Genomic DNA, 21,379 nt, shown 5'->3' on the forward strand with positions numbered 1-21,379 from the left:
ATCAAAGCGATATTCTTTGGTAAGCTGCCGTAGCTCAGTGGTAGAGCACTCCCTTGGTAAGGGAGAGGTCGCAAGTTCAATCCTCGCCGGCAGCACCAGAATTTCCGATAGATTCAATCCTTTAGACGGGCCGCCCTGGCAATGGAAAGCCGGGGCGTGGAGAGGCGCCCCGGCTTTCGGATGCCCGACGGATCGGGCCGTTGAACTGTTGGCTGGCGCCTGGTCTCAGCGGGAGGCGACCTTCTTCTCGATGACCGACTTGGGAACCTCGCCGGCGGCGACGAGGGCGTTGATGCAACGCGAGGAGAGGTTCTTGCCGACGGCGCGCATGCACTTGCGGACGCCGGGGCTGTTGGGATCGTGCTGGCTGCAGTGGGCGTAGTAGTCGGTGGCGCAGGCCATCTTGACGGCGAGGCTGACGGCGCCTGCTTGGCCGGAGGCGGTGAGGGTGCCGAGGGTGATAGCGGCTGCGAGAATGGTGCGGAACTTGGTCATGGCTCTCTCCATCGCCAGGGGTTGATGGAGGCAATGTGCGCCAGAAGCCGCGGCTCCGCTGTTCCGCGCGGAACGGGCTGAGAAAAAGTCGAAAATTTCCACGAAAGACGATGCAGCGACCGCGCCGGGTTAGGTGATCATGCAACCCGGGCGGCGTGTCCCGGGAGGATCAGCCGGCCGCCGGCTGGTCCAGGCGCACCAACTGCGGCAGGCGGATTTTCAGATCCTCAAGCTCCGCCGCATCGATCTTGAAGAACATGTTGTTTGCGATGCGCCGCTTGAGGTCAGCGTCGAGCGCACGCGCGAGCAGCACGACGGGAACGTCGCCGGGCGGGTAGAGCTGGGCCGGCCCCGCGACCTCGAAGTTCAGCACATGCTCGTAAAAGCGCCGCCACTTGGTCTGCGTGGCAACCAGCAGGTGCTTCGCATCCATGGCCAGGCAGGCCGACACGCCGGCGCGGATAGCGGCGGCGTAGAGGCGGGCGCGGTAGCGCGTGTTCGTGATGTCGGGGTCGATGGCGAGGCGTGACAGCTCGACCACGGGACCTTCCGCCTTGGCCTTGATGTCCGCAACCTCGGGGTAGACTTTCTCGCACGGCAGCGTTGGAGCGGCCATTCCCGGCGCATAGAAGCTGAGCCGCAGGGTGGCGATGCATGCGCCGCGGCGGAAGAGGGCTGCAACGACGGTCGTCGGCAGGTCGTCGTAAGCGTCGGTATAGATGCCGAAGGGCGAAGGCGAGATGAGGCCCGCATGCACATAGCCGCGGTAGCGCAGCGCGAAAGCGTCCCGCCGGCTGTCATCGGCGGCGTACCAGACCGTGCGTACGTTTGCGTCGGCCTGCTCGGGTACAAAAGGCGCGGCCTCGCGTTCGGCGTGGGCTGTCAAAGGATGTCTCGACGTTGGAGTTGCGGGCCGACTCGCCCAGAAAGGAATTCCGCTAGCACGATTGTTTTGGGAAATAAATGAGATCTGAGAGGCGGAAAGTTCACCCCGTTGAGACCGAATGTCACGGAAGCGGTTTCGGCCGTCTTAATTTCCGGGCCGAGCGGGAAAGGCTCCCGGAGAGCAGCCCACGGAGCTTCCACGACGACATAGCGCAGCCAACGGATCAATGGATTGAAAGGGCGGGAGTTCTTGTCCTGGCCCAGCCGTCACTTTCGCTGCGCGGCCCCGAGGTCCGTAAGCGCCCGGAGCAGCGAGTGGCGCAAGTGGTCGGGTGGGTAGCCGTGCAGCGTGCGGCCGTAAGCAAGCCGCAGCCAGTGGCGCACGTCGCGCAGCCTGACGATGGTCAGGGGATCCGCGACCGCGCGCTCCATGGTATCGCACTCGGCGAGTGCCACGCGCAGCGCGTGGTCGTTTGGTCCGATCGGTGTCGCCGCGATGCGGTCGAACAGCGCTTCGCACCGGAGCGCGAGGTCGTCAGAGGGGCGCGTGTCGAGCATCGGGATGCCTCCGCCGCAAATGACCACGACGCAAAGGTTAACCGCATTCGCGCGCGGATGGGCGGAACGAATGCCGGCCATCCACAGCAACACTCCGCCGGCGAGGGGGCACGCGCTACCGGTTGAGTCTCGCGCCCATTGCTCGGATACTCGTCCGCCACGCTTCCAGGGGGCGCCAAGGCGGACGCGTCCCCAGCTCTCCTTCCGCAGCCTTGAGTTCTATGCCGACCGCTCCGCTTAGCGCCCCGCCCGAGCAGATCGCCGTTCGCAGCCGGCCGGCGCGGCGGCTGGACATCCAAGGACTGCGCGCCGTCGCCGTCCTGGCGGTGCTGTTCTTCCACATCGGAGGCTGGTGTGGCGGCGGCTACATCGGCGTCGATGTCTTCTTCGTCATCTCCGGATACGTCATCGCGATGGCCTATCTCGAGAAGTTCACGCGCGCCCCTCGGCTCTCGACCGCCATCGACTTCTTCCAGCGCCGCGTGCTGCGCCTTGCGCCGGCGTTGTTCGTGATGGTCCTCGTCACACTCGTGCTCGCGGACGCGATCCTGCCGCCCACCGAGAACAAGTTCCTGGCGTTTCTCGCCGGGCTCTCGGCCGTGATGCAGAAGTCCAACCTCTACTTCGCGTACATGGGCACCAACTATTGGCTCGACGACCTGTCCCGAAATCCCTTCCTGCACACGTGGTCGCTCGGCGTTGAGTGGCAGTTCTACGCGCTTTTCCCACTGCCTTTCCTCATCGCCGCTCTCATCCGGCGCCCGCTGACGGCGCCAAGCGGCCTCGCCATCCTCGTTCTCGTCCTTGCCGCCTCCCTGTGGCTCTTTCTCACGTCCGACGCCACGCGCGCGTTCTACGGGCCGTTGTCGCGCTTCTGGCAGTTCGCGCTCGGGATCCTCGCCTTTCTCGCCACGCGCCGCAAAGGCACGGGCCGAGACGACAGCCCTCTCTCTTTGGTGCTTCTCGCCGGTATCATGGTGCTCGCGCTCCTGCCTCCGACTTTGCTCCTGCCAGCCGCAGGATCGGTGCTTGCCTCATTCCTTGCCGCTGGCCTGCTCTACGTCGCACCCTCGGATCGCAGCCTGACGGGGCGTATGCTCACGAACTCGGCGTTCCAGTCCGTCGGCTCTGCCTCCTATTCGATCTATCTCACGCACTGGCCGGTGGCCGTGCTCGGGCGTCTCCTGCTCGCCGAAGGGGTCATCTACGATGTCATGCTCGTCGTCCTGAGCCTGACGACGGGGTTTCTGCTCTCGTGGAGCGTCGAGTATCGCCTCATGCACGCCGCCCGGCCCGGACGCGCCGTGCTCGCCTGCCTTGCTGTGGTCGCGCTGGCCTATGTGGGAGAGCGGCGCCGGAGCACCATCCCGAGCTTGCCATGGTACGCCAACCCACCCCTCGTCGCCCACGTCGACGGCTATCACAACTACTGGTGGACCGAGATCGACGGCGCGCGGAACGAGTTCCGGCACGCGGCCCAGTTCGCGGCGGGTGAGTTGTTCCGGCGCTCGGTGCCCGGCACGGACGTTCAGGAAGCGGTGGCGGCGCACAGCGATGGCGCACGCTGGATCGTCGGCATCGGCAACAGCTACATTCAATCCGCCGGCACGTTGCTGCGCCGCTACGCACTCGAGCACGACGCCAACCTGGCCCTCTACCACATCGCGAATTGCTCGCCCGACAACGAGGCGCGATGCACGCGCAGCTTCGACCATGTGCTGCAAAGCCTCGCGGGCCGCAAGGATCAGATCACGCTCGTCTATATTGCCTTCCGCGGGCTGGAGGATCCGCAGGGTATCGCCGGAAGGCTCGTCTCGCGGCTTCTGGCTCGTCTCGATCATCCCGGCGCGCAGGTTGTGATCCAGGGACCGTCTCCGGCCTACCGCTACGATCCGCACGCGTGCCTGTCGCTCGTCGCGCCGTGTGCGTCCACGCAATCGCTTCCGGTCGACATCGCCGCTCTCGAGGCGGCCGAGCGCAATCTCGAGCGACTTTTCCCGAGCCGCTCAGGGCTCACGACCTGGGCACCCTATCGGGATCTCTGCACGGACGGCATGTGCCTCGTGCGCGAACAGGGCGCCAGCCTCTTCATGGACACTGATCACTTCTCGATGGCCGGGCAGCACTATCTCTACCCGCACTTCCTCCAGCACCTGACGCGCCAGGACCACACGCACGTCGTCCGCTAAGTTGAAGCCGTCGGCCGATCACCGGCGTTCATTTCAAAGGTCCGCCTAGTAGGCAGCTCGACGACGCTCACTTGCATGTCCCGTAGAAGACTTTGCAACAAAGGACATGGCTCTAGAACGAGGTTGCTGGATAGACAACGCTTTGATAGCCTTCCAGATTATTTTGGGGGACATTCATTTGAGCCGACCGTGCGTTGGCCGATCGCCGTGAATATTTTTTCTGTTTCGGCTTGGGGGGCAAATGGAGCAATCCGCATTGGGAAAGTTCTCCGTTGGCATCGCTGTTATTGCGATAGTAGCGGGAGCAACAGCATGGCTGCTCTTCGGATGGGATATTGCCACGCGTTATCTCTATCTTTGGACCGGCATCGGCGTCGCGATCGTGACCTTGTTTGCTATGGCAAAGCGCTTGAGGCAGCGGACCGGCACGATTCACGATCAGATATTGGGAGAAATGACCCTTCAGGGCGCAACGTCGCAACCATCGAAAATATTGAGATTATTGCTATCCATTGCCAAGGAGGCCATCGTAAGAATTACGTACTGGCCTCTGGAAATTGGCCTAATGGCAGCCGAAGATCATATTCAGCGGGCGCCGAACCTTGCCGCAAAGACAGCGGTAGGTTATCGATTTTCGCCGTATCTGCCTTTGGTAACGGCAGCGGCGATGTTTTTTATCAACATAATATTGCTGATCCTCTATAGCGTTTTTCAATTTCCGCCTGGCGGTGCCTTCGAAGCAACTATCACGGTCTGTATCGTCGCGACGATCATTTGGTTCGCTGATCTCCTGGTGAATCCCATTGAAAGGCAGCTTCGCACCACGGGCACCGCTTCTGATGCGGCAACACGCTTCGTTTTCGTGTTCGGTCTCGCCGTCCTGGCCGTAATCGTGCTGATCTACACCTATCGGCTTCTCACGACCACGAACACGTCTCTGGCGGTTGTCGTGGGCGACGTGTTGTTCGGAGGACATTTCAATCCCGATGTGAAGAGAACGGTATTCTCCGTTTATGAGGCTTTGGCCGCGGGCAACCTCTAGCAGGCCTGGGGCACGCTCATCAGTACGGAGACGGGGTTATTGGTCTCTCTAATCGTTTGCTTCCTTTTCTACGCGACCCTCGCAACGCGCATCTGGCCGTTTATCAGAGGGCGCAGCTCGCTGTTCAAGCGCACCGAGCAGGAAAGCGCCGTGGCAGCGCAGACTTCCATATTCGTGAATGCCTATGACGAGGCGAGGGTTTATTGCAAAGAGCTTCCTCACGACCATCCTCTGGTGAGCGTTGTAGATATCCGCCAGGCCATCCTGCATCGCGATTTCGATAGCGCCTACGCGTCGATAGAGCGCTTCGTCAATCGGAGCCGTCGCGCCAACAAGATCGAGGATCAGGTCACGCTGGACAGCCGGGAGAAGTGGTTTGTCTTGAGCATGCAGGCGAACGCCTTGGCCGACGGGATGACGGATTTGGATTTTATGCTATGGAGCATCGGCCAGCCCTACGTCCAGGAGCGAGACGTTGCAAAATTCATCGTGACCAGAAGCCTGCATGGCGGGGTCTCTCAGGTTACCGCCTTTGCCCACTATCTACATATGCTTCTGGAGGGAAAAGGCGCACGCTACCACCACTTCAGAGATGCTGTCGTTTCCGGCTTTTTGCTCGGCAGTTGGAAAAGATATTCAAGCAGCATCTTGGGTAGCAAGACGTTCGACGTTGCAATTGCCCAGATACTGGAAATGGCCGTCCAGCACGACAGGGCGATCTTCGTGTTGGCAGGATCGCCCCTTTATCGGACCGCCCCACCTGAGTATGACGCGATGGCGTTTGGCGAATTTCTGGTCATGCCGAATGCGAATGAATTCGCAGATATGGCGCATTTCGTGAACCTTGAGGGGGTGGACCGCGCCTACATTCTCGACACGCTGTTCACGCAACATGCCATTCTTTCCCGATCGAGTAACCCGGAGCAGCGTGATCTTGCGCAGAAGATCAACGCGACGATTGAGAACCTTCAATCGGACTGGGGTGAGAGAGTATTCGAGCGCCTGGGTATCGACAACGAGATGTTCGTAAAGACCAATCAACTTATCGGCAGCGTCCTCACGCGCTGACCGGCTGCGACCTGCGAATACGACGCCCTCGAAAACCGAATTGGTGGGCCCGCCAGGACTCGAACCTGGAACCAGGCGGTTATGAGCCGCCAGCTCTGACCATTGAGCTACGGGCCCCCGAGACCGCAGCGGACACAAAGCCGAAGGCCGGCCGCCGCCGGTCATGCGTCGTACGCGGGAGGCTGAGCCGACCTCTATAACAGAGTTCGCGCACCGTTCCAGACGCACGCGCCACCGCCATTAACGATGTTCAGCCATCTTTCATCCGCGAAGGTGTCCTATCGGAGCGCCGACCAACTGGAGGATTCCAATGCGACCGACGATCCTAGCGTCGAGGCCCGCGGCTCTCCTGGCCGCCACGGCTCTCCTGCTCACCTTTGCGACCCCGATCCGCGCTGAGGACAAGATAATGGACCGCCTGATCACCGTTTCCGCCACGGGCTATGCCTACGCCGAGCCCGATCAGGCGCGCCTCTCCGCCGGCGTCACCGCGGAAGCCGACACGGCCGAAGCCGCCCTCTCGGCCAACACCGAGCTGATGAAGAAGGTCGTGGACGGCCTCAAGGAGAACGGCGTCGACGCCAAGGATATCCAGACCAGCAACTTCCACGTCGAGCCGCGCTACACAAACCCGCGCGACGGCACGCCGCCTGTCATCAACGGCTATCGGGTGTCGAACCAGGTCTCGATCCTGGCCCGTGACCTGAAGGGCCTCGGCGGGCTGCTCGACAAGTTGATCACGCTTGACGCCAACCAGGTCCATGGCCTCGACTTCGAGGTGAGCAAGGCCGAGACGCTGAAGGACGAGGCGCGCAAGGAGGCGGTGGCCAACGCGCGCCGTCGCGCCGAGCTTTTGGCCGCGGCCGCCGGCGCCGAGGTGGGCGAGGTGGTGACGATCGCCGAGGAGACTGGCTACGGCGCCCCCCGCCCCATGGCGGCGCGCATGGCCAAAGCCGAGGCAGCACCCATCGAGGCCGGCACGGAAACGCTCGAAGCTCGCGTCACCGTGACGTGGAAGCTGAAGTAGCCACGGGGGCGGGAGCACCACCGGGCGTCCCCACCTCCATGCGCGCCATCCGGCCGAAAACCCGGGGGATGCAACCGAGCCGCACCCCTCAGGGTTTGGAAACGGCAGGCAACGGTCCGATGTAGGACAATATTTATCCTTTGCCGGCTACATCTCGGCCTCGAGCGGCAATGGAGCGTGGCTATGAGCAGAGCGGAATCGCTCGCCTCGGCGGTCCGACGGCACCCCTGGTCCAGTGCCCAGGACGCGATGGTGCTGGGCCTGGCGATGCTCGTCAGCCTTCTCCTGGCGCTGGAGTACGACATCGTCGCGTTCTGGGATCAGCTCGACGATCGCCAGCGCCGCTTGCGTGTCGAGGAGATCGCTCTCCTTACGGTGCTGCTGGCGATCGGCCTCGGCATCTTCGCGGTCCGTCGCATGAAGGAGGCGCGTCTCGACGTCGAGCGCGAGATGCGCGCGAGGCTGGAAGCCCAGTCCGCTCACGCGCTGGCCATGCAAGACCCGCTGACGGAGCTTCCCAACCGGCGCGCTCTCGCGTCCGCGCTCGAGACAGCAATCGGTCGCCCGCCCCCGGACGGAAGGATGCACGCCTTCTATCTGCTCGACCTCAACGGCTTCAAGCGTGTCAACGACGAGCACGGCCACGCCGCCGGCGATGAGCTGTTGCGCATCGTCGCCAAGCGGTTTCGCGCTGTCGCCCGTAAAGGGGACATGGTGGCACGCATCGGCGGCGACGAGTTCGCCGTGCTGGCGTGCAATGTGGACAGTCGAAACAGCGCTAATCAGATCGGCGAGCGCTTCGTCTCCGCTCTCGGCGAGCAGGTCTCGGTCTCCGGCCGTTCCCACGCCATCGGAGTGGCCGTCGGCGTCGCGCTCTACCCGGAGAACGGCAGCACGGCGGATGAGATCATGCACCACGCCGACCTTGCCATGTACAAGGCCAAGGCCAGGAGGTCATCGAGCGTCATTTTCTTCGAGGCGGCCTAGGCGTCATACGCGCGGCGCGTGTCGAGGCTAGCCCATTGATCTGCGTCAACATCCGCGCGGGGCGATGCCCTAGTCTGGTTGTCGCCATACCCGAAGCCTGGTTGGACCCATGCCCATACTGTCTTGGCTCATTCGCCCGCTCTTGTTCCTCGCTGCCATCATCGCGAGCTGGTTCGTCGCGGAGGACGCGGCGAACTTCGGCGTCGTGCAGATGGTGGTCGCCGTGCTGCTGATCGCCGGGCTTGTCGCCCTCGCGGCGTTCTGGGAAGGCGTGGTCGAGTGGTGGCGGGAGCGGAGAAGCTGAGCCGCACGCCTGCTCACTTAGATGAGCGGGACGATCGTCACCGTATGCCGCAACGGCTCGGCACCCGGCTGTGCCGGCCAATCGCCGAAGTTCCGCATCTCGCCGCTCGTGCGCAGGCGCCTCAACGCCGCGAGATCCGCGGTCGCGAACACCCATTGCGCCGCGTTGAGCTCGCCCTCCGCCAGGATGCCGGTGTCGCTCACGCCGTGCTCGGGCGGCACGTAGATTCCGGCCGCACCCACGTTGAGATCCACCGCCGGCGACCACGGCGCGTCCCCGACCGTCGGGCTCTGCACGGTGACGACGGTGTTCTCGAGCGCGCGCGCCCGCGCGCCCGTCCGCACGCGGTGATAGCCCGAGATGCGCTCCGTGCACGAGGGCACGAGGATCGCGTCCGCGCCGGCTTCGACCGCCGCGCGCGCGAGCAGCGGGAACTCGCTGTCGTAGCAGATCAGGATCGCGAGCTTGCCGATTGCCGTCTCGAACACGTGGAGCGGCGCCCCGGCGGTCACGCCCCAGTCGTGCTCGAAGGGCGTCATGATGAGCTTCTCCTGCACGCCGACGGCGCCCTTGGGCGTGACGAGCTGCGCGGCGTTGACGAAGCGTCCGTCGTCGTGCTTCGCGGGTCCGGAGCCTACCAGGATGTGCACGCCGTGCTTCGCCGCCAGCGCCACATGCACCGCGACGCGCGCCTCGGCCAGCTCCGCCACGCGCTCGAGCGTGGTCGTGAGGTTGCCGTAGACTGCGGGGCCTAGGGCCGCGGCCTGCTCGATGGCGGCATATTCCGGAAACACGAGCAGATCGGCACCCGTCGCGGCGCCCTCTGCCACCCACGCGGCGATCTTCGCCTCCCACTCGCCGAGCGAGGCGGGCTCTCCGATCGGATACTGCGCGGCAGCGACCTTGAGGAGCTTCGGGGCGGTCATCAGAGCGCCTTCATCCAGAACTGCATGACATGCGTGGTCTCGTCCGGCTGATCGATGTCCTTCCAGTCGTAGGTCGCGGTCAGTCCCGGCACCGGGGCATAGCCGCGCTTGGTCCAGAAGCGGTCGAGCGGGACGTAGTCCTTGGGCTTGAGCGGATGGTCGTCGGGGCGCACGACGCGGCAGAACGTCGAGTGCGTGAAGCCGCCGAGCTTGTAGGCCTGCGCCTCGCGCAGCTCGAAGAACTGGTGCCCGAGGCCGTGCCCGCGATGGCTCTTGAGCAGCACGCTCTCGCCGCAATAGAAGATCTTCGCGAGGTCGTAGCCGGCATTGCGGAATGGCTCGCCGAACTCGTCCGCATGATCGACCATCGGCGCTGCCGTCGAGGCGCCGACCACGAGGTCGCGGTCGCGCGCGACCACGCAGACGGCCCCCTTGGCCGACGCGAACTTGGCGAGATACTCCTCCTCGTAGGCGAGCGTGCCATCGTAGAGGTACGGCCAGTCGCGGAACACGGTGATCCTGAGCCGCGCCAGATCGGGCAGCACGGCCTCGATGTCCTCACCCGTCAGCGCGCGAACCTCGATGCTCATCTCTTCTCCTCAGCGATTCCCCTGCTCCTTGTGGGGAGGGGGCAAGGGGATGGGCCTGCCGACCACTCACGCCACCTGCGCGATCCAGTCGGTCAGGTTGTAGTAGGTGGTGACGCGCGCAATTTTGCCGTCGCGGATGGCGAAGAAGGTGCCGGCCGGCAGCACATAGGTCTGGCCCTTGGCCGGCGGCAGCTCGCTATCGGTGTTGATGTAGGTGCCGTTGACGTTGAACTCGGCCGCGGCTCGCGTGCCGTCCTTGGAGACCAGGACGACGATATCCGTCAGCGTCTCCTTGTAATGATGCGTCATGCGCGCGTTGAAGGCGCGGAACTTGTCCTTGCCCACGCGGCGCTCGCCCTGGTTGACGTCATGGATCACGTCGTCGGTGAGATGCGCGAGCATGCCCTCGCTGTCGCCGCCGTTGAAGGCGTCGTAGTAGCTGCGGATCAGCTTGGCCGTCTCGATACGGGTCTTGCTCTCGGCGTTGCTCATGAAGGGGCCTCCCAATGCTTGGATTCGGGGGCCTCCTTAGCAGGTTGCCGCGTGCTTCTCAAAGGGGAGGCGGGCCGCCGCCTGCGCGACAAAGAGCGTCGTGCGGCGAGGGCCCGCCTCCTGCTGCCTTGAGCGACGGGGCTTGTTAGCGCCGCCGGGCCGTCTTGCGCGCGGGGGCCTTCTTAACCACCCGCTTCACGGATTTCCTGGCGGTCTTCTTTGCAGCCGGTTTCTTGGCAGCCTTCTTGGCGACCTTCTTCACTGCGGCTTTCTTCGCCATGGTCTTCGTTCCTTTCTTGCGCACACCTTTGAACGGTTTCGTATCATCCTTCACGTCGAGGAACTTTCCGGTCGTGTCGTCTCGTTTCGTCCAGGTGCCCGTCAGTTTGTTTCTGATCTGCGAGCGCTTCCTCACCGCACCGACGCGGCGATTGTCACCCGCTTCCTTGTTCTTCGCCATCAATTGTCTCCTCGAGCTCGGCAGATGAAGGATGAGTGTCGTGAACCCGCCGAGGCTGCATACATTACACGCAATATTCCAAATGCAAATCCAAAACGCTCACGCGTGCATGCGTGCACGCGCATGTCGATGATGATCGACAACGACGATGCGCGCACACACATCAGGATCCGAGTGCGTGCAAAACGATCTTGCGCAGATGCGGATTGCGTCGATGCTCGAACAGGTAGAGCCCCTGCCACGTTCCGAGCGCGAGCAAGCGTCGCACGATGGGAATGGTGATCGATGTCTGCGTGAGCGCGCTCTTCACATGCGCCGGCATGTCGTCGGGCCCTTCCATCGTGTGCACGAAGAGCGGATCGCCGTCCGGTACGAGACGCCGGAAGAATGCAAGCAGGTCTCGCTGCACGTCGGGATCGGCGTTCTCCTGGATAACGAGCGACGCCGAGGTGTGCCGGCAATAGGCGGTGAGCTGGCCGGTTTCCATGCCGCACGCCTCGGTGAAAGCCCGCACGACGTCGCTGATCTCGTAGAGGCCCTGGCCCGAGGTCGTGACCGTAATTTCCTCCTGCGCCTGGCGCATGCGTGTGCTCCTCGTGATTTCGGCGGAAATATCGCTATATTTAGCGCTATGAGCAGAGCATTCGTCAAAGAACCGGACGGCCTGGAAGCTTTCGACGAGCTTCCCGAGCGGCTCGTCTCGCCACACCGCAACCTCGTGACGGAGAGCGGGCTTGCCGGGATCGAGGCCGAGGTGGCCCGCCTTTCGCGCGCCTATGCGGACGCGCAGGCTGCGGGCGACCGCGCCGCCCTCAACGTCGCCGCGCGCGATCTGCGCTACTGGACGGCGCGGCGCGCCTCTGCCGAGCTTGTGCCTCCGCCCGCGGATGCCAACGAGGTTCGCTTCGGCTCCCGCGTCACGTTCGTGCGCGACGACGGTCGCCGACAGACCTATCGCATCGTCGGCGAGGACGAGGCGGATCCCGCCAAGGGCACCCTGTCCTACGTCTCGCCGATGGCGCGTGCGCTCATCGGCAAGGCGGTGGGAAACACGGCGCGCGCCGGTGCCGGCGAGGTCGAGATTGTGGCGATCGAGTAGCGTACTGCGGACGCTACGCGGGAATACGGGAGCGCTTGCGAAAACGCCCGGCGCAGACTTAGAGTCCCAAAATGCGACACGGAAAACTGCACCGGGGACGAAGCATGCTGCGCTGGAAAACGCCGGGAGCGAGGAAAACGGGCATGTGGATGGCCGCGCTTGCGCTCGTCCTCACGGCGTTCGGATTCGCCCGCGGGGCCGGCGGCGGCGCAGCCGAGCTGATCCCGATCAAGCTCGGCCTCGAGAGCATCACCAAGGCGGAGCGCGACAAGCTCTGGGAGCGGGTGGACGAATACGCCACCGTCGACGCACTGCTTGAGTTTTGCGGCCGCAAGCTGAACCTGCAGCGGCGCACCTGGGCGGCCGTGAGCCCGTGCGTCGAGGTTCGCTCGCTGCGCAAGGTCGCTGGTGTCTTCCGCGCCAAGAAGGCCGAGTACGTCAAGGCGTGGGAGACGGCCTTCGCCGAGCCCGACAAGAAGAAGACCATGTGCGACAGCCAGAAGCCGAAGCTCGCCGAGTACACGCGCATCCTTGACGCGCACATCTCCGAGGCTGCAACCATGTGCAGCGCCTGCATCTTCTGCTGACCCTTCCGGGCCGCATTCCCTTGCTGGAAAAGCAACGCTGATGCCGTTGTGCCACATTGGCTCCACGGTTTTCGATTGATCATGGCGATGTCGAGGGATTCGCAAAGACCTGGGGTCTGGGGGAAAGTCGAAATGGCGCCGAAATCACTTCTTCTCAACGTGCTGCTTGCATTCGCCCTTCTGGTGGGCATTGGAGGCTCCGCCCGCGAGGCGAGCGCGGCCTCGGCCTACGAGATCGATGCCGATGTGGATGCGGCGCTGGGGCGGTTCTATCGCACCGTCGGCGGCGGCCGCGACCTCGTGCGCGATGCCGCGGCCGTGCTGGTGTTCCCCTCCGTCGTGAAGGCCGGCATGGGCTTCGGCGGTGAGTACGGCGAAGGTGCGTTGCGCCGTGGCGGCTACACGGAAGGCTATTACAACACCATCTCTGCGTCGGTCGGCTTCCAGCTCGGCGTGCAGGCGCGCACCGTCATCATCCTGTTCATGACCGAGAGCGCGCTCGCGAGCTTCCAGCGCAAGGACGGCTGGAAGGTGGGCGTCGACGGTTCGGTGACCCTGGTCACGGTCGGCGTGGGCGGCGCGGTCGACACCAACCAGATCAAGAAGCCGGTCATCGGCTTCATCCTCGACCAGAAGGGATTGATGTACAATCTCACGCTCGAGGGCTCGAAGATCTCGCGCATCGATCGCTAGTCTGCCTGCCCCCTCGCATCACGCCGCGTGCTCCGAGGTTATCTTCAGCCGCCCGTCGGCCGGGTTCCGTGTGCGCGAGCCGGGCGGCAGCGGCCGCTCCCCGCTGTCCGCCGTGATGTCGTAGAACCGCGCGCAACCCCGCCCGTCGCGCTTGGCGCGATAGAGCGCCATATCGGCGCGTGCGAGCCATGTGTCGATCGACAGCGTCGAGGGCGTCTCGATCACTGCGGCCCCAATGCTGACGCTCACCATGACAACGTAGCCCTCGAACAGCACCGACGCCGTCAGCGCGTCCTCGATATCGCGCACGTGGAGCGCGGCGTCGTCCGTTCTGGCGAGCGGGGTCGTGACGACCGCGAACTCGTCGCCCCCGAGGCGGGCCGCGATGGTGATCTGCCGCCCGAGGCCCTTGAGGCGTTCGGCGATGGCCGACAGCACCGCGTCACCCGCCGCATGCCCGAGCGTGTCGTTGACGGACTTGAAGTAGTCGCAGTCGATCAGCAGCACCACGTAGGTCGCATCGCGCCCCTCGTCCGGCGCCAGCAGGTCCGCGAACACGCGCATGAACCAGCCTCTGTTGGCAAGCCCGGTTGCGGTGTCGTGGCGGGAGGCGTAGACCGCGGTCTGCTCGCTTTCCGCCAGCCGCCGCGTCATGCGCCGGATGGTGAAGGCCGCGAGCAGCGTCATCAGCGCGATGAGCCCGAGCGAGAGCGCGATCGCCGGCAGCGCGGCGCGCAGGATGGCATAGCCGGGCGGCGAGAAGTCCCACGTCACGTGCGTCACGACCCTGCCTTCGGAATCCTTGATCGGGTGCTTGTGGGCCGCCTCGGGATCGGTGACGTGCCTGAGGCCGGCGACATGGGAGAGCGTCTCCAGCCTGTCTAGCAGCCGGTCGGTCATCGGCTGCACTCCGAGCAGCAGCGTCGGCTCGTGCGGCGTTGCTTGATTTTCGCTGCTGGGCGTGAAGGGCGAGACGGTGACCATGGCCGGATAGCCGTCGATCTCGACGATGTCGTTGACGTAGATGCCGTCGGTCATCGCGCCGGGCAGGCGCGCGCCGAACCCCTTGCCCGACGCGCGCGCCGACCGGTAGAGTTCCCGCGCCCGCTCCATCGGGCGGGCGGCGGCCGCAAGGAGCCCGGCAACCTGCTCCGGAGGCGGCGCGGCGTTGTCTGCGCTTGAGAACACGGCGCGCCCATCGGGATCGACGATTACGAGCTGCTGCACGCCTTCCGACGACAGCGCGTCCGATCCGAAGTTCGCGCGCATCCAGTCCTGCCGGTTGGCGAGCACGACGTTGCGGAAGGCTTCGCTGCGCGTCGCCTGGGACAGCACCTCGGAGGCATTGAGCTCGCCGAGCAGCTTGAGGCCGCGCTCGAGCGCCACCGTCTCGCGCTTGATCGCATCCTCGTTGATGCGCTCGACCACCATCAGCGTGTCCTTGCCGAGCAAGGCCACCGCTATGAGCGCAGGCAGGCCCATGGCCAGACCAACCCATCGTACCAGCGTGTAGCCGCTCGACGCGTCCCTTTCCCTCATTGCGAGGCCCCCGTACTTCCTGAAAGAAGTGCACGAAAGTAGGAGCCACCCCTTGAGAGAGGGGAAACAGACTTCCTCAAATTGGGAGGGGTCGGGAAAGGAGGCGTTCACCACACCGGGGCTCGCCGCTTGCGCGACGGGCGATTTTCCATCTGGCGCGGAGGAACGCGTCGCGCTGCCGATCTCGAGAGGAAAGGCGTGCAACTGTGATGAAAGCCCCGGCCGCCGGACGCGATCCGCACGTGATAACTATGATAGATTTCGGGATGCGCCACGGCCTCAAGATGGTGCAATGCGGGAGGCCGCGGCACGCAATCGGCGAGGGATGCCATGACGCCTTGGATCAGAGCAGCAGCCTGCATCGTGCTGGCGGCAGCATGCGTGCTTTCATCGCAGGCCCAAGCCGATGGCGACGCGCCGCCCGCTCCAAGCCAGGCCGCGCGCGAGGCGCCTCCGCTGAAGGACTGCACGCGCCTCAACGGCCGCATCGGCTACTACGGCAATCCCTGGTGCACGCCTGCCGAGCAGGCGCGCTGGGATCGCTGGGAGGCCCGCCGCTTCGGCGCCAAGTAGGCGAGCGGCGTAGCGCTCACTCGCCCTTGATGTAGGTGCCGAGCAGGGTGGCTTGGGCGAGCACGTGCCCGTCCATCGCGGTCTCGACCTGCGACTTGCGCGGCGACGCGAGCCCCTTGAGGCGCACATCGAGCGCATAGAGCTTGTGGAAGTAGCGGTGACGGCCGACGGGCGGGCACGGGCCGCCGTATCCTGTCCGGCCCCAGTCGTTGAGCCCGCCCTCGGTTCCCTTCGGCAGGTCGCTCTCCGCCACGCCCTCGGCGAGCCCGACCGCATCCGGCGGCAGATTGTAGAGCACCCAGTGCACCCAGATCCGCTGCGGCGCGGCGGGGTCCGGCGCATCCGGATCGTCGACGATCAGCACGAGGCTCTTGGTGCCCGACGGCACGCCGCTCCAGGCCAGCGGCGGCGAGATGTCGTCGCCCTCGCAGGTGTACGTGCGCGGGATGGAGGCGCCGTCGGCAAAGGCCGTCGAGGTGAGCGTGAGCGTCATGACATCTCTCCGGGAGTGGCGGGACGGGCAGGCAGCCTAGCAGATCTCGATCAAAGCCGAAGCAAGCGCCATACTGTGCAATGCAGAGGCGTTTGCCCGGTTCCGGAAGGAGCGCGCCGCGTGACTGTGACGATGAAAGCCATGCTCCTCGATGCGCCCGGCATGCCGTTGCGGCTGGCCGATGTCCCCGTGCCGGAGCCGGTTGCCGGCCAGGTGCGCGTCAAGGTCTCCGCCTGCGGCGTCTGCCGCACCGACCTGCACGTGGCCGACGGCGACCTCAAGCACCCGAAGCATCCGATCATCCCCGGTCACGAGATCGTCGGCCGCGTCGACAAGCTCGGCCCCGGCGTCACGCGCTTCGCGCTGGGCGATCGCGTCGGCATTCCCTGGCTCGGCCACACCTGCGGCGCGTGCCCCTACTGCCGCGCCGGACGCGAGAACCTTTGCGACGCGCCCGGCTTCACCGGCTATCAGATCGACGGCGGCTATGCGGAGTACGCTGTCGCCGATGCCGACTACTGCTTCCCGCTTCCCGACGGGCCAGGCGACGTCGAGGCGGCCCCACTGCTCTGCGCCGGCCTCATCGGCTTCCGCGCGCTGCGCATGGCGATGCCGTGCACGACGCTCGGCATTTACGGCTTCGGCGCCGCGGCGCACATCGTCGCCCAGGTCGCGCGACACGAGGGCATGCGCGCCTTCGCGTTCACCCGTCCGGGCGACACGCAGGCACAAATGTTCGCGCGCGAGCTCGGCTGCGTCTGGGCCGGTGGCTCCGAGGAACGCCCGCCGGAAGCGCTCGACGCCGCTCTCATCTTCGCGCCCGTCGGTCCATTGGTCCCGCTCGCGCTGGCGGCGGTGCGCAAGGGCGGCACGGTCGTGCTCGGCGGCATCCACATGAGTGACGTTCCGGCCATGCCTTACGACCTCCTGTGGGGTGAGCGCGTCGTGCGCTCGGTGGCCAACCTCACGCGCCAGGATGCCATCGACTTCCTCGCGCTCGCGCCCCGCGTGCCGATCGTGACGCACACGACGCCCATGCCGCTCGCAGAGGCCAATGAAGCCCTCGCCCGCCTGCGGCGTGGCGACTTGACCGGCGCATTGGTGCTTGTTCCCGAGCACGCACTCTGAATTACTGTCCTTGGGGATTTTTGACGTCGCGAGGGAGGGGGCACATGGCGCTGCAGGTCCAGAGCCTGCTCGGGCTGATGCTGTTGCCGCTGTTGGCCTGGGCGATATCGGAGGACCGCCGCGCTGTCGCAGGTCCACGTCTGCTGCGCATCGTGATCGCCGGCATCGGCCTGCAGCTTGTCATTGCAGCGCTCATGCTGACCCTCCCCGCCTCACGCGCGGTGTTCGACTGGGCTGCCGGCCTTGTCGCCGCCCTGCAGGAGGCCACCAACGCCGGCACGCGCCTGGTCTTCGGCTACCTGGCCGGCGCGCCGGCGCCGTTCGAGACCGTGCGGCCGGAGAACAGCTTCGTCCTGGCCCTGCAGGCGCTGCCGCTCGTGCTCGTGATCAGCGCCCTGTCGCGGCTGCTCTATCACTGGGGCGTCCTGCAGCGCGTCGTCGCCGCCATCGGCTGGGTGCTGCGGCGCGCGTTCGCCGTCACCGGCCCGGTCGGCACCTCGGCCGCCGCCAACATCTTCGTCGGTATGGTGGAGGCCCCGCTGCTCGTGCGCCCCTACCTCGCCGCCATGAGCCGCAGCGATCTCTTCGCCACCATGACGGTCGGCATGGCGACCGTGGCCGGCACCGTGCTGGCGCTTTATGCGAGCATCCTCGAGCCGCACATTCCGGGCGCGGCCGGGCACTTGATGGTCGCCTCGATCCTCAGCGCGCCGGCCGCATTGATGATGGCGGCGTTGATGGTGCCGGGCGCCGCTGCCGCTCCAGCGCCCGCCGAGGAGGCGGCAACTGCCATCGTCGCCGAGCCCGCGCGCTCGAGCGTCGACGCCGTCGCGCAGGGCACGCGCGAAGGCATCGCGCTGCTCGTCAACATCACCGCCATGCTGATTGTCACGGTGGCGCTGGTGGCGCTCGCCAACAAGCTGCTCGCGTTTGCCACTGCACCCCTCGGGACGGCGCTGACAATCGAGGGCATCATGGGCTGGCTGTTCGCGCCGTTCGCGTGGCTCATTGGCGTGCCGTGGAGCGAGTGCGGCACCGCCGGATCGCTGATCGGCATCAAGACCGTTATCAACGAGTTCGTCGCCTATCTGCGGCTCGCCGAGACGCCCGTCGAGGCCGTATCGGAGCGGTCGCGGCTGCTGCTCGCCTATGCGCTCTGCGGCTTCGCCAATTTCGGCAGCCTCGGCATCATGATCGGCGGCATGGTGGCGATGGTGCCCGAGCGCCGCCCCGAGATCGTGGAGCTGGGCGCCAAGACCATCGTCTCCGGCACGCTCGCCACCCTGATGACCGCCGCGGCCGTCGGCGTGCTGACCGCGCCCTAGCGGATGCCGAGCATGCGCCGCGCAAGCGATAGGCACGCGCGGAAGGCGGCGAGGTCGGACAGCACGCGCTCTGGCGCCACGTCGCGCGCGACGAACGTGCCGGCCGTATCGAGCACGGCGATGGCGATCATCAGGTTTTCGGAGAGGCCGAAGTCCTCGATGTCGGCGCGCCGCGTTTCGAGGCACCAATGCGCCTGCGCCTCCGCGGGCGTTGCCCGCACGCGCGCCGCATAGTCGCCCACGACGTTGCTGTAGCCGAGCACCGGCCGCCCGAGCGCGCGCATGAAGCCGATCTCGAACGCGGTGCCCGCATCCATGCTCGGCCCGCGAAACGGCGTGCAGTTGGCGATGAGCAGGTCCGCACTACGCATCAGCCGCTCGTTGCCGTGGCTGATGGCACGCGCCAGCGCCTCCGGCGCGAGCGATGCGGCGTCCTCCACGACGCTGTCGAGCGGGAACACGCCCTCGAAGCCCAGCTCGGCGCAGATGCGCTTCTTCTGCGCGCCGTGCGCGTGCGCGTTGGCGAAGAACACCTCGGGTCCCGCCAGATAGACGCGAGGGGGGCGGCCACCGCCGCGAGCCTCCTCCGGATCCACCGCCATCCGCTACTCGTCCCGGCCCGTCTCGACGTGGAAGCGATGCAGCACGCGATGGAAGATCGGCGCCAGCACGAATCCCGTTGCGATGACGATGATGAGCCCCGAAAAGATGGCATACAATCCGGCGAACACCTTGCCCGCCGTCGTATGCAACTCGGAGACCGGCCCCATGCCGGACAGGATCATCGCCGCGTTGACGAACGCATCCGCAAGCCCCATGCCCTCGGTCGCTGCATAGCCGATCATGCCGATGATCAATCCACCGGCCGCCAGCGCCATCCAGAAGCCGATCGCCCGTGCCATGCGCACGGCGAACGTCGGCCGCGTGGCGAACCGGCCGTGGCGGCGCTCGAAACCCGATGTCAGCATGGGGCACCTCGACGGTCTCTATGCTTGGCTGTCCGCATCCGATCCCACAAGCTCGATACCCATGCGCCAGACTCGCCGCGCTCCGGGCTCGAGGCGCACGATGCCGGGCTTGTCCCAGATCTCGCCGGTGAAGCCTGCCGGATCGGCGTGCCCCTGCCAAGGCTCGATGCAGACGAACGGCGCCCCCTTGAGCGACCAGACCCCGAGATGCGGGGTATCGGGATAGGTGATGCGGATACGCGGCCCCGCACGGGCGCCATAAGAGAGGGCGTGCCCCGCCAGCTCGGTAAAGACAAGGGCGCCGTCGGCGAACAGCGCGTCGTCGAGCGTGAGCGTCCGCCCATCGAGCTGCGGCGGCCGCGATGCCGGAACGAGCAGCCCCTGCGCATCGGGCCGATACACCGGCGCCGTCTCGGCGGCCTCGAATTCGATCGTATGATCAGCGCGCGCGGCCCCATAGGGCAGCGACCAAAGGAACGCCGGATGATACCCGAAGCTCGCGGGCAGGGGGGCGTCGCCGGTGTTGATTAGCTCGGCGATGACATCGAGTCGCGCGTCGCTGATGGCAAAGCCGAGATCGAGCTGAAAGTAGAACGGATAAACCGCGCGCGTCTCGTCATCGCTCACGAGCCGCAACGTCACGCGGTCCGGCCGCACGTCGACTGGCACAAACCGCCTCCGCCGCGCAAACCCGTGCCGTGGCAGCGTGTAGGTCTTGCCATCGACGCAATATCGGTCTCCCGCGACATTGCCAACGATTGGAAACAAGATCGGCGCTCGCCCCGTCCAGAACGCCGGGTCGCCGTTCCACAGCAGATCGCGGCCCTGTGCGTCCCGCAACGCCCACAGCTCCGCGCCAAGCGGATTGATCTCGGCGGAGAGGCCGGGACTTGAGATGGTGCGTGTGTCGGCAGTCATCCGTCGGACCTCTTCAACGACATCTGGCCGCTCCTGACCTGCTCCAGCCGCGAGCAGAACTCGTCGGCGGCGCAGCGAACCCCATCGAACGTGGACGCATGCGCCACGAAATTGCTGAGCGCCCCCACCGGCCACGGCGCCTTCGCCTTGATGTCGAGCCGTTCTGTCATGAAGCGGAAGCTAGAGCGGGCAGCCGAGGCAGTGAAGATGCAAGGTTGAGGTGTCGTGAGGACTGTTGCAGCGATATGCAGCGAATTGAACATTTTGTAAGATTTCCGCCGCATTAGCGCCGTTGCACAGCCACTCGCCGCGTATACATCTCACGACAATTCAACCAGCGCGGAGGACGATCGATGCAGATGACAGGATTCCAGGCCGAGACCACTCAGGTTCGCGAGGAGACGTACAAGAGCGTCATCGAGCACGCGAAGGCGCAGGCCCGCCGCTACGCGGCACTTGATACGCGCGAAGGGCGAACCGCCGCCGTGGCCGTACTGCGCTTCGCCCGAAGCCTGCGCGCACGACGCAATCGCCTGAGCGCCTAGCCTCCAACAAATAGCCCCCGAGCATCACTCGGGGGCTTTGCTTGATCAGTTGTCCAGGAAGCTCCGCAACTTCCGCGACCGGCTCGGGTGCTTCAGCTTCCGGAGCGCCTTGGCCTCGATCTGGCGGATGCGCTCGCGCGTCACGCTGAACTGCTGTCCCACTTCCTCAAGTGTGTGGTCGGTGTTCATGCCGATGCCGAAGCGCATGCGCAGAACGCGCTCCTCGCGCGGCGTAAGGGACGCCAGCACCCGCGTCGTCGTCTCGCGCAGGTTGGCGGCGATGGCAGCCTGATCCGGCAGAACCGCGTTGCGATCCTCGATGAAGTCGCCGAGGTGGCTGTCCTCCTCGTCGCCGATCGGCGTCTCGAGGCTGATCGGCTCCTTGGCGATCTTGAGGACCTTGCGGACCTTTTCGAGCGGCATCGCCAGCTTCTCCGCGAGCTCCTCCGGCGTCGGCTCGCGGCCGATCTCGTGGAGCATCTGGCGCG

At 65.5% G+C, this 21,379-nt stretch carries 28 protein-coding genes and 2 tRNA genes; 14 read left to right on the forward strand and 16 right to left on the reverse strand.

Annotated features, from left to right (window positions below; all coding sequences use genetic code 11):
• The first annotated feature begins 23 nt into the window (after positions 1 to 23).
• A tRNA-Thr gene (locus IT540_RS17750) sits at positions 24 to 98 on the forward strand.
• 127 nt (positions 99 to 225) lie between these two features.
• Here the strand turns inward: IT540_RS17750 and IT540_RS17755 are convergent.
• The 3 genes from IT540_RS17755 to IT540_RS17765 form a co-directional block, all read right to left on the reverse strand.
• A complete protein-coding gene (locus IT540_RS17755) occupies positions 226 to 495 on the reverse strand; it encodes a hypothetical protein (protein WP_291180920.1) in 270 nt (89 codons plus the stop codon).
• 169 nt (positions 496 to 664) lie between these two features.
• Positions 665 to 1,381 carry a hypothetical protein gene (locus tag IT540_RS17760; RefSeq protein ID WP_291180922.1) on the reverse strand — a complete coding sequence of 239 codons (717 nt, stop codon included), beginning with the start codon at positions 1,379 to 1,381 and terminating at the stop codon, positions 665 to 667.
• A gap of 266 nt (positions 1,382 to 1,647) precedes the next feature.
• Entirely contained in the window at positions 1,648 to 1,938 is a 291-nt protein-coding gene (locus IT540_RS17765; protein WP_291180924.1) for a hypothetical protein, read from the reverse strand.
• A 221-nt stretch (positions 1,939 to 2,159) separates the two neighbouring features.
• Here IT540_RS17765 and IT540_RS17770 point away from each other — a divergent pair, with 221 nt between their 5' ends.
• From IT540_RS17770 to IT540_RS17780, 3 genes are all read left to right on the forward strand, one after another.
• A complete protein-coding gene (locus tag IT540_RS17770) occupies positions 2,160 to 4,127 on the forward strand; it encodes an acyltransferase family protein (RefSeq protein WP_291180926.1) in 1,968 nt (655 codons plus the stop codon).
• A 256-nt stretch (positions 4,128 to 4,383) separates the two neighbouring features.
• Positions 4,384 to 5,169 carry a hypothetical protein gene (locus IT540_RS17775; RefSeq protein ID WP_291180927.1) on the forward strand — a complete coding sequence of 262 codons (786 nt, stop codon included), beginning with the start codon at positions 4,384 to 4,386 and terminating at the stop codon, positions 5,167 to 5,169.
• 39 nt (positions 5,170 to 5,208) lie between these two features.
• Complete coding sequence (locus IT540_RS17780; protein WP_291180929.1) at positions 5,209 to 6,237, forward strand: hypothetical protein; 1,029 nt, start codon at positions 5,209 to 5,211, stop codon at positions 6,235 to 6,237.
• A gap of 41 nt (positions 6,238 to 6,278) precedes the next feature.
• Here IT540_RS17780 and IT540_RS17785 read toward each other — a convergent pair.
• Positions 6,279 to 6,354 (reverse strand) — tRNA-Ile (locus tag IT540_RS17785).
• A gap of 193 nt (positions 6,355 to 6,547) precedes the next feature.
• Here IT540_RS17785 and IT540_RS17790 point away from each other — a divergent pair.
• The 3 genes from IT540_RS17790 to IT540_RS17800 all read left to right on the forward strand — a co-directional run bounded on the left by IT540_RS17790 (position 6,548) and on the right by IT540_RS17800 (position 8,555).
• Positions 6,548 to 7,264 carry an SIMPL domain-containing protein gene (locus IT540_RS17790; RefSeq protein ID WP_291180931.1) on the forward strand — a complete coding sequence of 239 codons (717 nt, stop codon included), beginning with the start codon at positions 6,548 to 6,550 and terminating at the stop codon, positions 7,262 to 7,264.
• A 183-nt stretch (positions 7,265 to 7,447) separates the two neighbouring features.
• Positions 7,448 to 8,251, forward strand: a complete 804-nt coding sequence (locus tag IT540_RS17795) for a GGDEF domain-containing protein (RefSeq protein ID WP_291180933.1) — start codon at positions 7,448 to 7,450, stop codon at positions 8,249 to 8,251.
• Between the two features lie 109 nt (positions 8,252 to 8,360).
• Positions 8,361 to 8,555 carry a hypothetical protein gene (locus IT540_RS17800; protein WP_291180935.1) on the forward strand — a complete coding sequence of 65 codons (195 nt, stop codon included), beginning with the start codon at positions 8,361 to 8,363 and terminating at the stop codon, positions 8,553 to 8,555.
• A 17-nt stretch (positions 8,556 to 8,572) separates the two neighbouring features.
• On the opposite strand, the gene IT540_RS17805 is transcribed toward IT540_RS17800, so the two are convergent.
• The 5 genes from IT540_RS17805 to IT540_RS17825 all read right to left on the reverse strand — a co-directional run bounded on the left by IT540_RS17805 (position 8,573) and on the right by IT540_RS17825 (position 11,606).
• Positions 8,573 to 9,481, reverse strand: a complete 909-nt coding sequence (locus IT540_RS17805; RefSeq protein WP_291180937.1) for a carbon-nitrogen hydrolase family protein — start codon at positions 9,479 to 9,481, stop codon at positions 8,573 to 8,575.
• On the reverse strand, positions 9,481 to 10,071 hold the full coding sequence (locus IT540_RS17810; protein ID WP_291180939.1) for a GNAT family N-acetyltransferase: 591 nt from the start codon (positions 10,069 to 10,071) through the stop codon (positions 9,481 to 9,483). The genes IT540_RS17805 and IT540_RS17810 overlap by 1 nt, the downstream gene beginning before the upstream one ends.
• A 66-nt stretch (positions 10,072 to 10,137) precedes the next feature.
• The gene (locus IT540_RS17815; RefSeq protein WP_291180941.1) at positions 10,138 to 10,563 is read right to left on the reverse strand and encodes a ketosteroid isomerase-related protein; all 426 of its coding nucleotides are present in this window, start codon (positions 10,561 to 10,563) and stop codon (positions 10,138 to 10,140) included.
• Positions 10,564 to 10,708: 145 nt separating this feature from the next.
• Positions 10,709 to 11,023 (reverse strand): hypothetical protein, encoded by a 315-nt coding sequence (locus IT540_RS17820; protein ID WP_291180943.1) that lies wholly within the window; start codon positions 11,021 to 11,023, stop codon positions 10,709 to 10,711.
• Positions 11,024 to 11,186: 163 nt separating this feature from the next.
• Positions 11,187 to 11,606: a secondary thiamine-phosphate synthase enzyme YjbQ gene (locus IT540_RS17825; protein ID WP_291180945.1), complete on the reverse strand. Its 420-nt coding sequence runs from the start codon at positions 11,604 to 11,606 to the stop codon at positions 11,187 to 11,189.
• 48 nt (positions 11,607 to 11,654) lie between these two features.
• Here IT540_RS17825 and greA point away from each other — a divergent pair, with 48 nt between their 5' ends.
• From greA to IT540_RS17840, 3 genes are all read left to right on the forward strand, one after another.
• Positions 11,655 to 12,122, forward strand: coding sequence for a transcription elongation factor GreA (gene greA, locus IT540_RS17830; protein ID WP_291180947.1), 468 nt, complete (start codon positions 11,655 to 11,657; stop codon positions 12,120 to 12,122).
• A gap of 104 nt (positions 12,123 to 12,226) precedes the next feature.
• Positions 12,227 to 12,709, forward strand: coding sequence for a hypothetical protein (locus IT540_RS17835; protein ID WP_291180949.1), 483 nt, complete (start codon positions 12,227 to 12,229; stop codon positions 12,707 to 12,709).
• Between the two features lie 132 nt (positions 12,710 to 12,841).
• On the forward strand, positions 12,842 to 13,402 hold the full coding sequence (locus tag IT540_RS17840; RefSeq protein WP_291180951.1) for a YSC84-related protein: 561 nt from the start codon (positions 12,842 to 12,844) through the stop codon (positions 13,400 to 13,402).
• A gap of 18 nt (positions 13,403 to 13,420) precedes the next feature.
• Here IT540_RS17840 and IT540_RS17845 read toward each other — a convergent pair whose 3' ends face one another.
• Complete coding sequence (locus IT540_RS17845) at positions 13,421 to 14,941, reverse strand: diguanylate cyclase (RefSeq protein WP_291180953.1); 1,521 nt, start codon at positions 14,939 to 14,941, stop codon at positions 13,421 to 13,423.
• A gap of 330 nt (positions 14,942 to 15,271) precedes the next feature.
• Between IT540_RS17845 and IT540_RS17850 the strand changes: the two genes are divergently transcribed.
• Positions 15,272 to 15,514, forward strand: a complete 243-nt coding sequence (locus IT540_RS17850) for a hypothetical protein (protein WP_291180955.1) — start codon at positions 15,272 to 15,274, stop codon at positions 15,512 to 15,514.
• A 16-nt stretch (positions 15,515 to 15,530) separates the two neighbouring features.
• Here the strand turns inward: IT540_RS17850 and IT540_RS17855 are convergent, their stop codons facing one another.
• Entirely contained in the window at positions 15,531 to 16,007 is a 477-nt protein-coding gene (locus tag IT540_RS17855) for a YbhB/YbcL family Raf kinase inhibitor-like protein (RefSeq protein ID WP_291180957.1), read from the reverse strand.
• A gap of 132 nt (positions 16,008 to 16,139) precedes the next feature.
• On the opposite strand from IT540_RS17855, the gene IT540_RS17860 reads away from it, so the two are divergent.
• Both IT540_RS17860 and IT540_RS17865 read left to right on the forward strand, forming a co-directional pair.
• On the forward strand, positions 16,140 to 17,135 hold the full coding sequence (locus IT540_RS17860; RefSeq protein ID WP_291180972.1) for a zinc-dependent alcohol dehydrogenase family protein: 996 nt from the start codon (positions 16,140 to 16,142) through the stop codon (positions 17,133 to 17,135).
• A 44-nt stretch (positions 17,136 to 17,179) separates the two neighbouring features.
• A complete protein-coding gene (locus IT540_RS17865) occupies positions 17,180 to 18,460 on the forward strand; it encodes a nucleoside transporter C-terminal domain-containing protein (RefSeq protein WP_291180959.1) in 1,281 nt (426 codons plus the stop codon).
• On the opposite strand, the gene IT540_RS17870 is transcribed toward IT540_RS17865, so the two are convergent.
• Genes IT540_RS17870 through IT540_RS17885 form a run of 4 tightly spaced genes read right to left on the reverse strand, consistent with a single transcriptional unit; the run spans position 18,457 to position 20,609 of the window.
• Complete coding sequence (locus IT540_RS17870) at positions 18,457 to 19,062, reverse strand: nucleoside 2-deoxyribosyltransferase (RefSeq protein ID WP_291180961.1); 606 nt, start codon at positions 19,060 to 19,062, stop codon at positions 18,457 to 18,459. The genes IT540_RS17865 and IT540_RS17870 overlap by 4 nt on opposite strands.
• Positions 19,063 to 19,065: 3 nt before the next feature.
• A complete protein-coding gene (locus IT540_RS17875; RefSeq protein WP_291180963.1) occupies positions 19,066 to 19,428 on the reverse strand; it encodes a hypothetical protein in 363 nt (120 codons plus the stop codon).
• An 18-nt stretch (positions 19,429 to 19,446) separates the two neighbouring features.
• Positions 19,447 to 20,346: an aldose 1-epimerase family protein gene (locus IT540_RS17880; protein ID WP_291180965.1), complete on the reverse strand. Its 900-nt coding sequence runs from the start codon at positions 20,344 to 20,346 to the stop codon at positions 19,447 to 19,449.
• Positions 20,343 to 20,609 carry a hypothetical protein gene (locus IT540_RS17885; protein WP_291180967.1) on the reverse strand — a complete coding sequence of 89 codons (267 nt, stop codon included), beginning with the start codon at positions 20,607 to 20,609 and terminating at the stop codon, positions 20,343 to 20,345. Before IT540_RS17885 ends, IT540_RS17880 begins: the two co-directional genes overlap by 4 nt.
• Positions 20,610 to 20,699: 90 nt before the next feature.
• On the opposite strand from IT540_RS17885, the gene IT540_RS17890 reads away from it, so the two are divergent.
• Positions 20,700 to 20,891: a hypothetical protein gene (locus IT540_RS17890; RefSeq protein ID WP_291180969.1), complete on the forward strand. Its 192-nt coding sequence runs from the start codon at positions 20,700 to 20,702 to the stop codon at positions 20,889 to 20,891.
• Between the two features lie 45 nt (positions 20,892 to 20,936).
• Here the strand turns inward: IT540_RS17890 and IT540_RS17895 are convergent.
• On the reverse strand, positions 20,937 to 21,379 hold a 443-nt coding region (locus tag IT540_RS17895), incomplete at its 5' end, for a sigma-70 family RNA polymerase sigma factor (protein WP_291180971.1).

The sequence above is a fragment of the Hyphomicrobium sp. genome (assembly GCF_020852195.1).
In the GTDB taxonomy this organism is placed as follows: Bacteria; Pseudomonadota; Alphaproteobacteria; order Rhizobiales; family Hyphomicrobiaceae; genus Hyphomicrobium_C.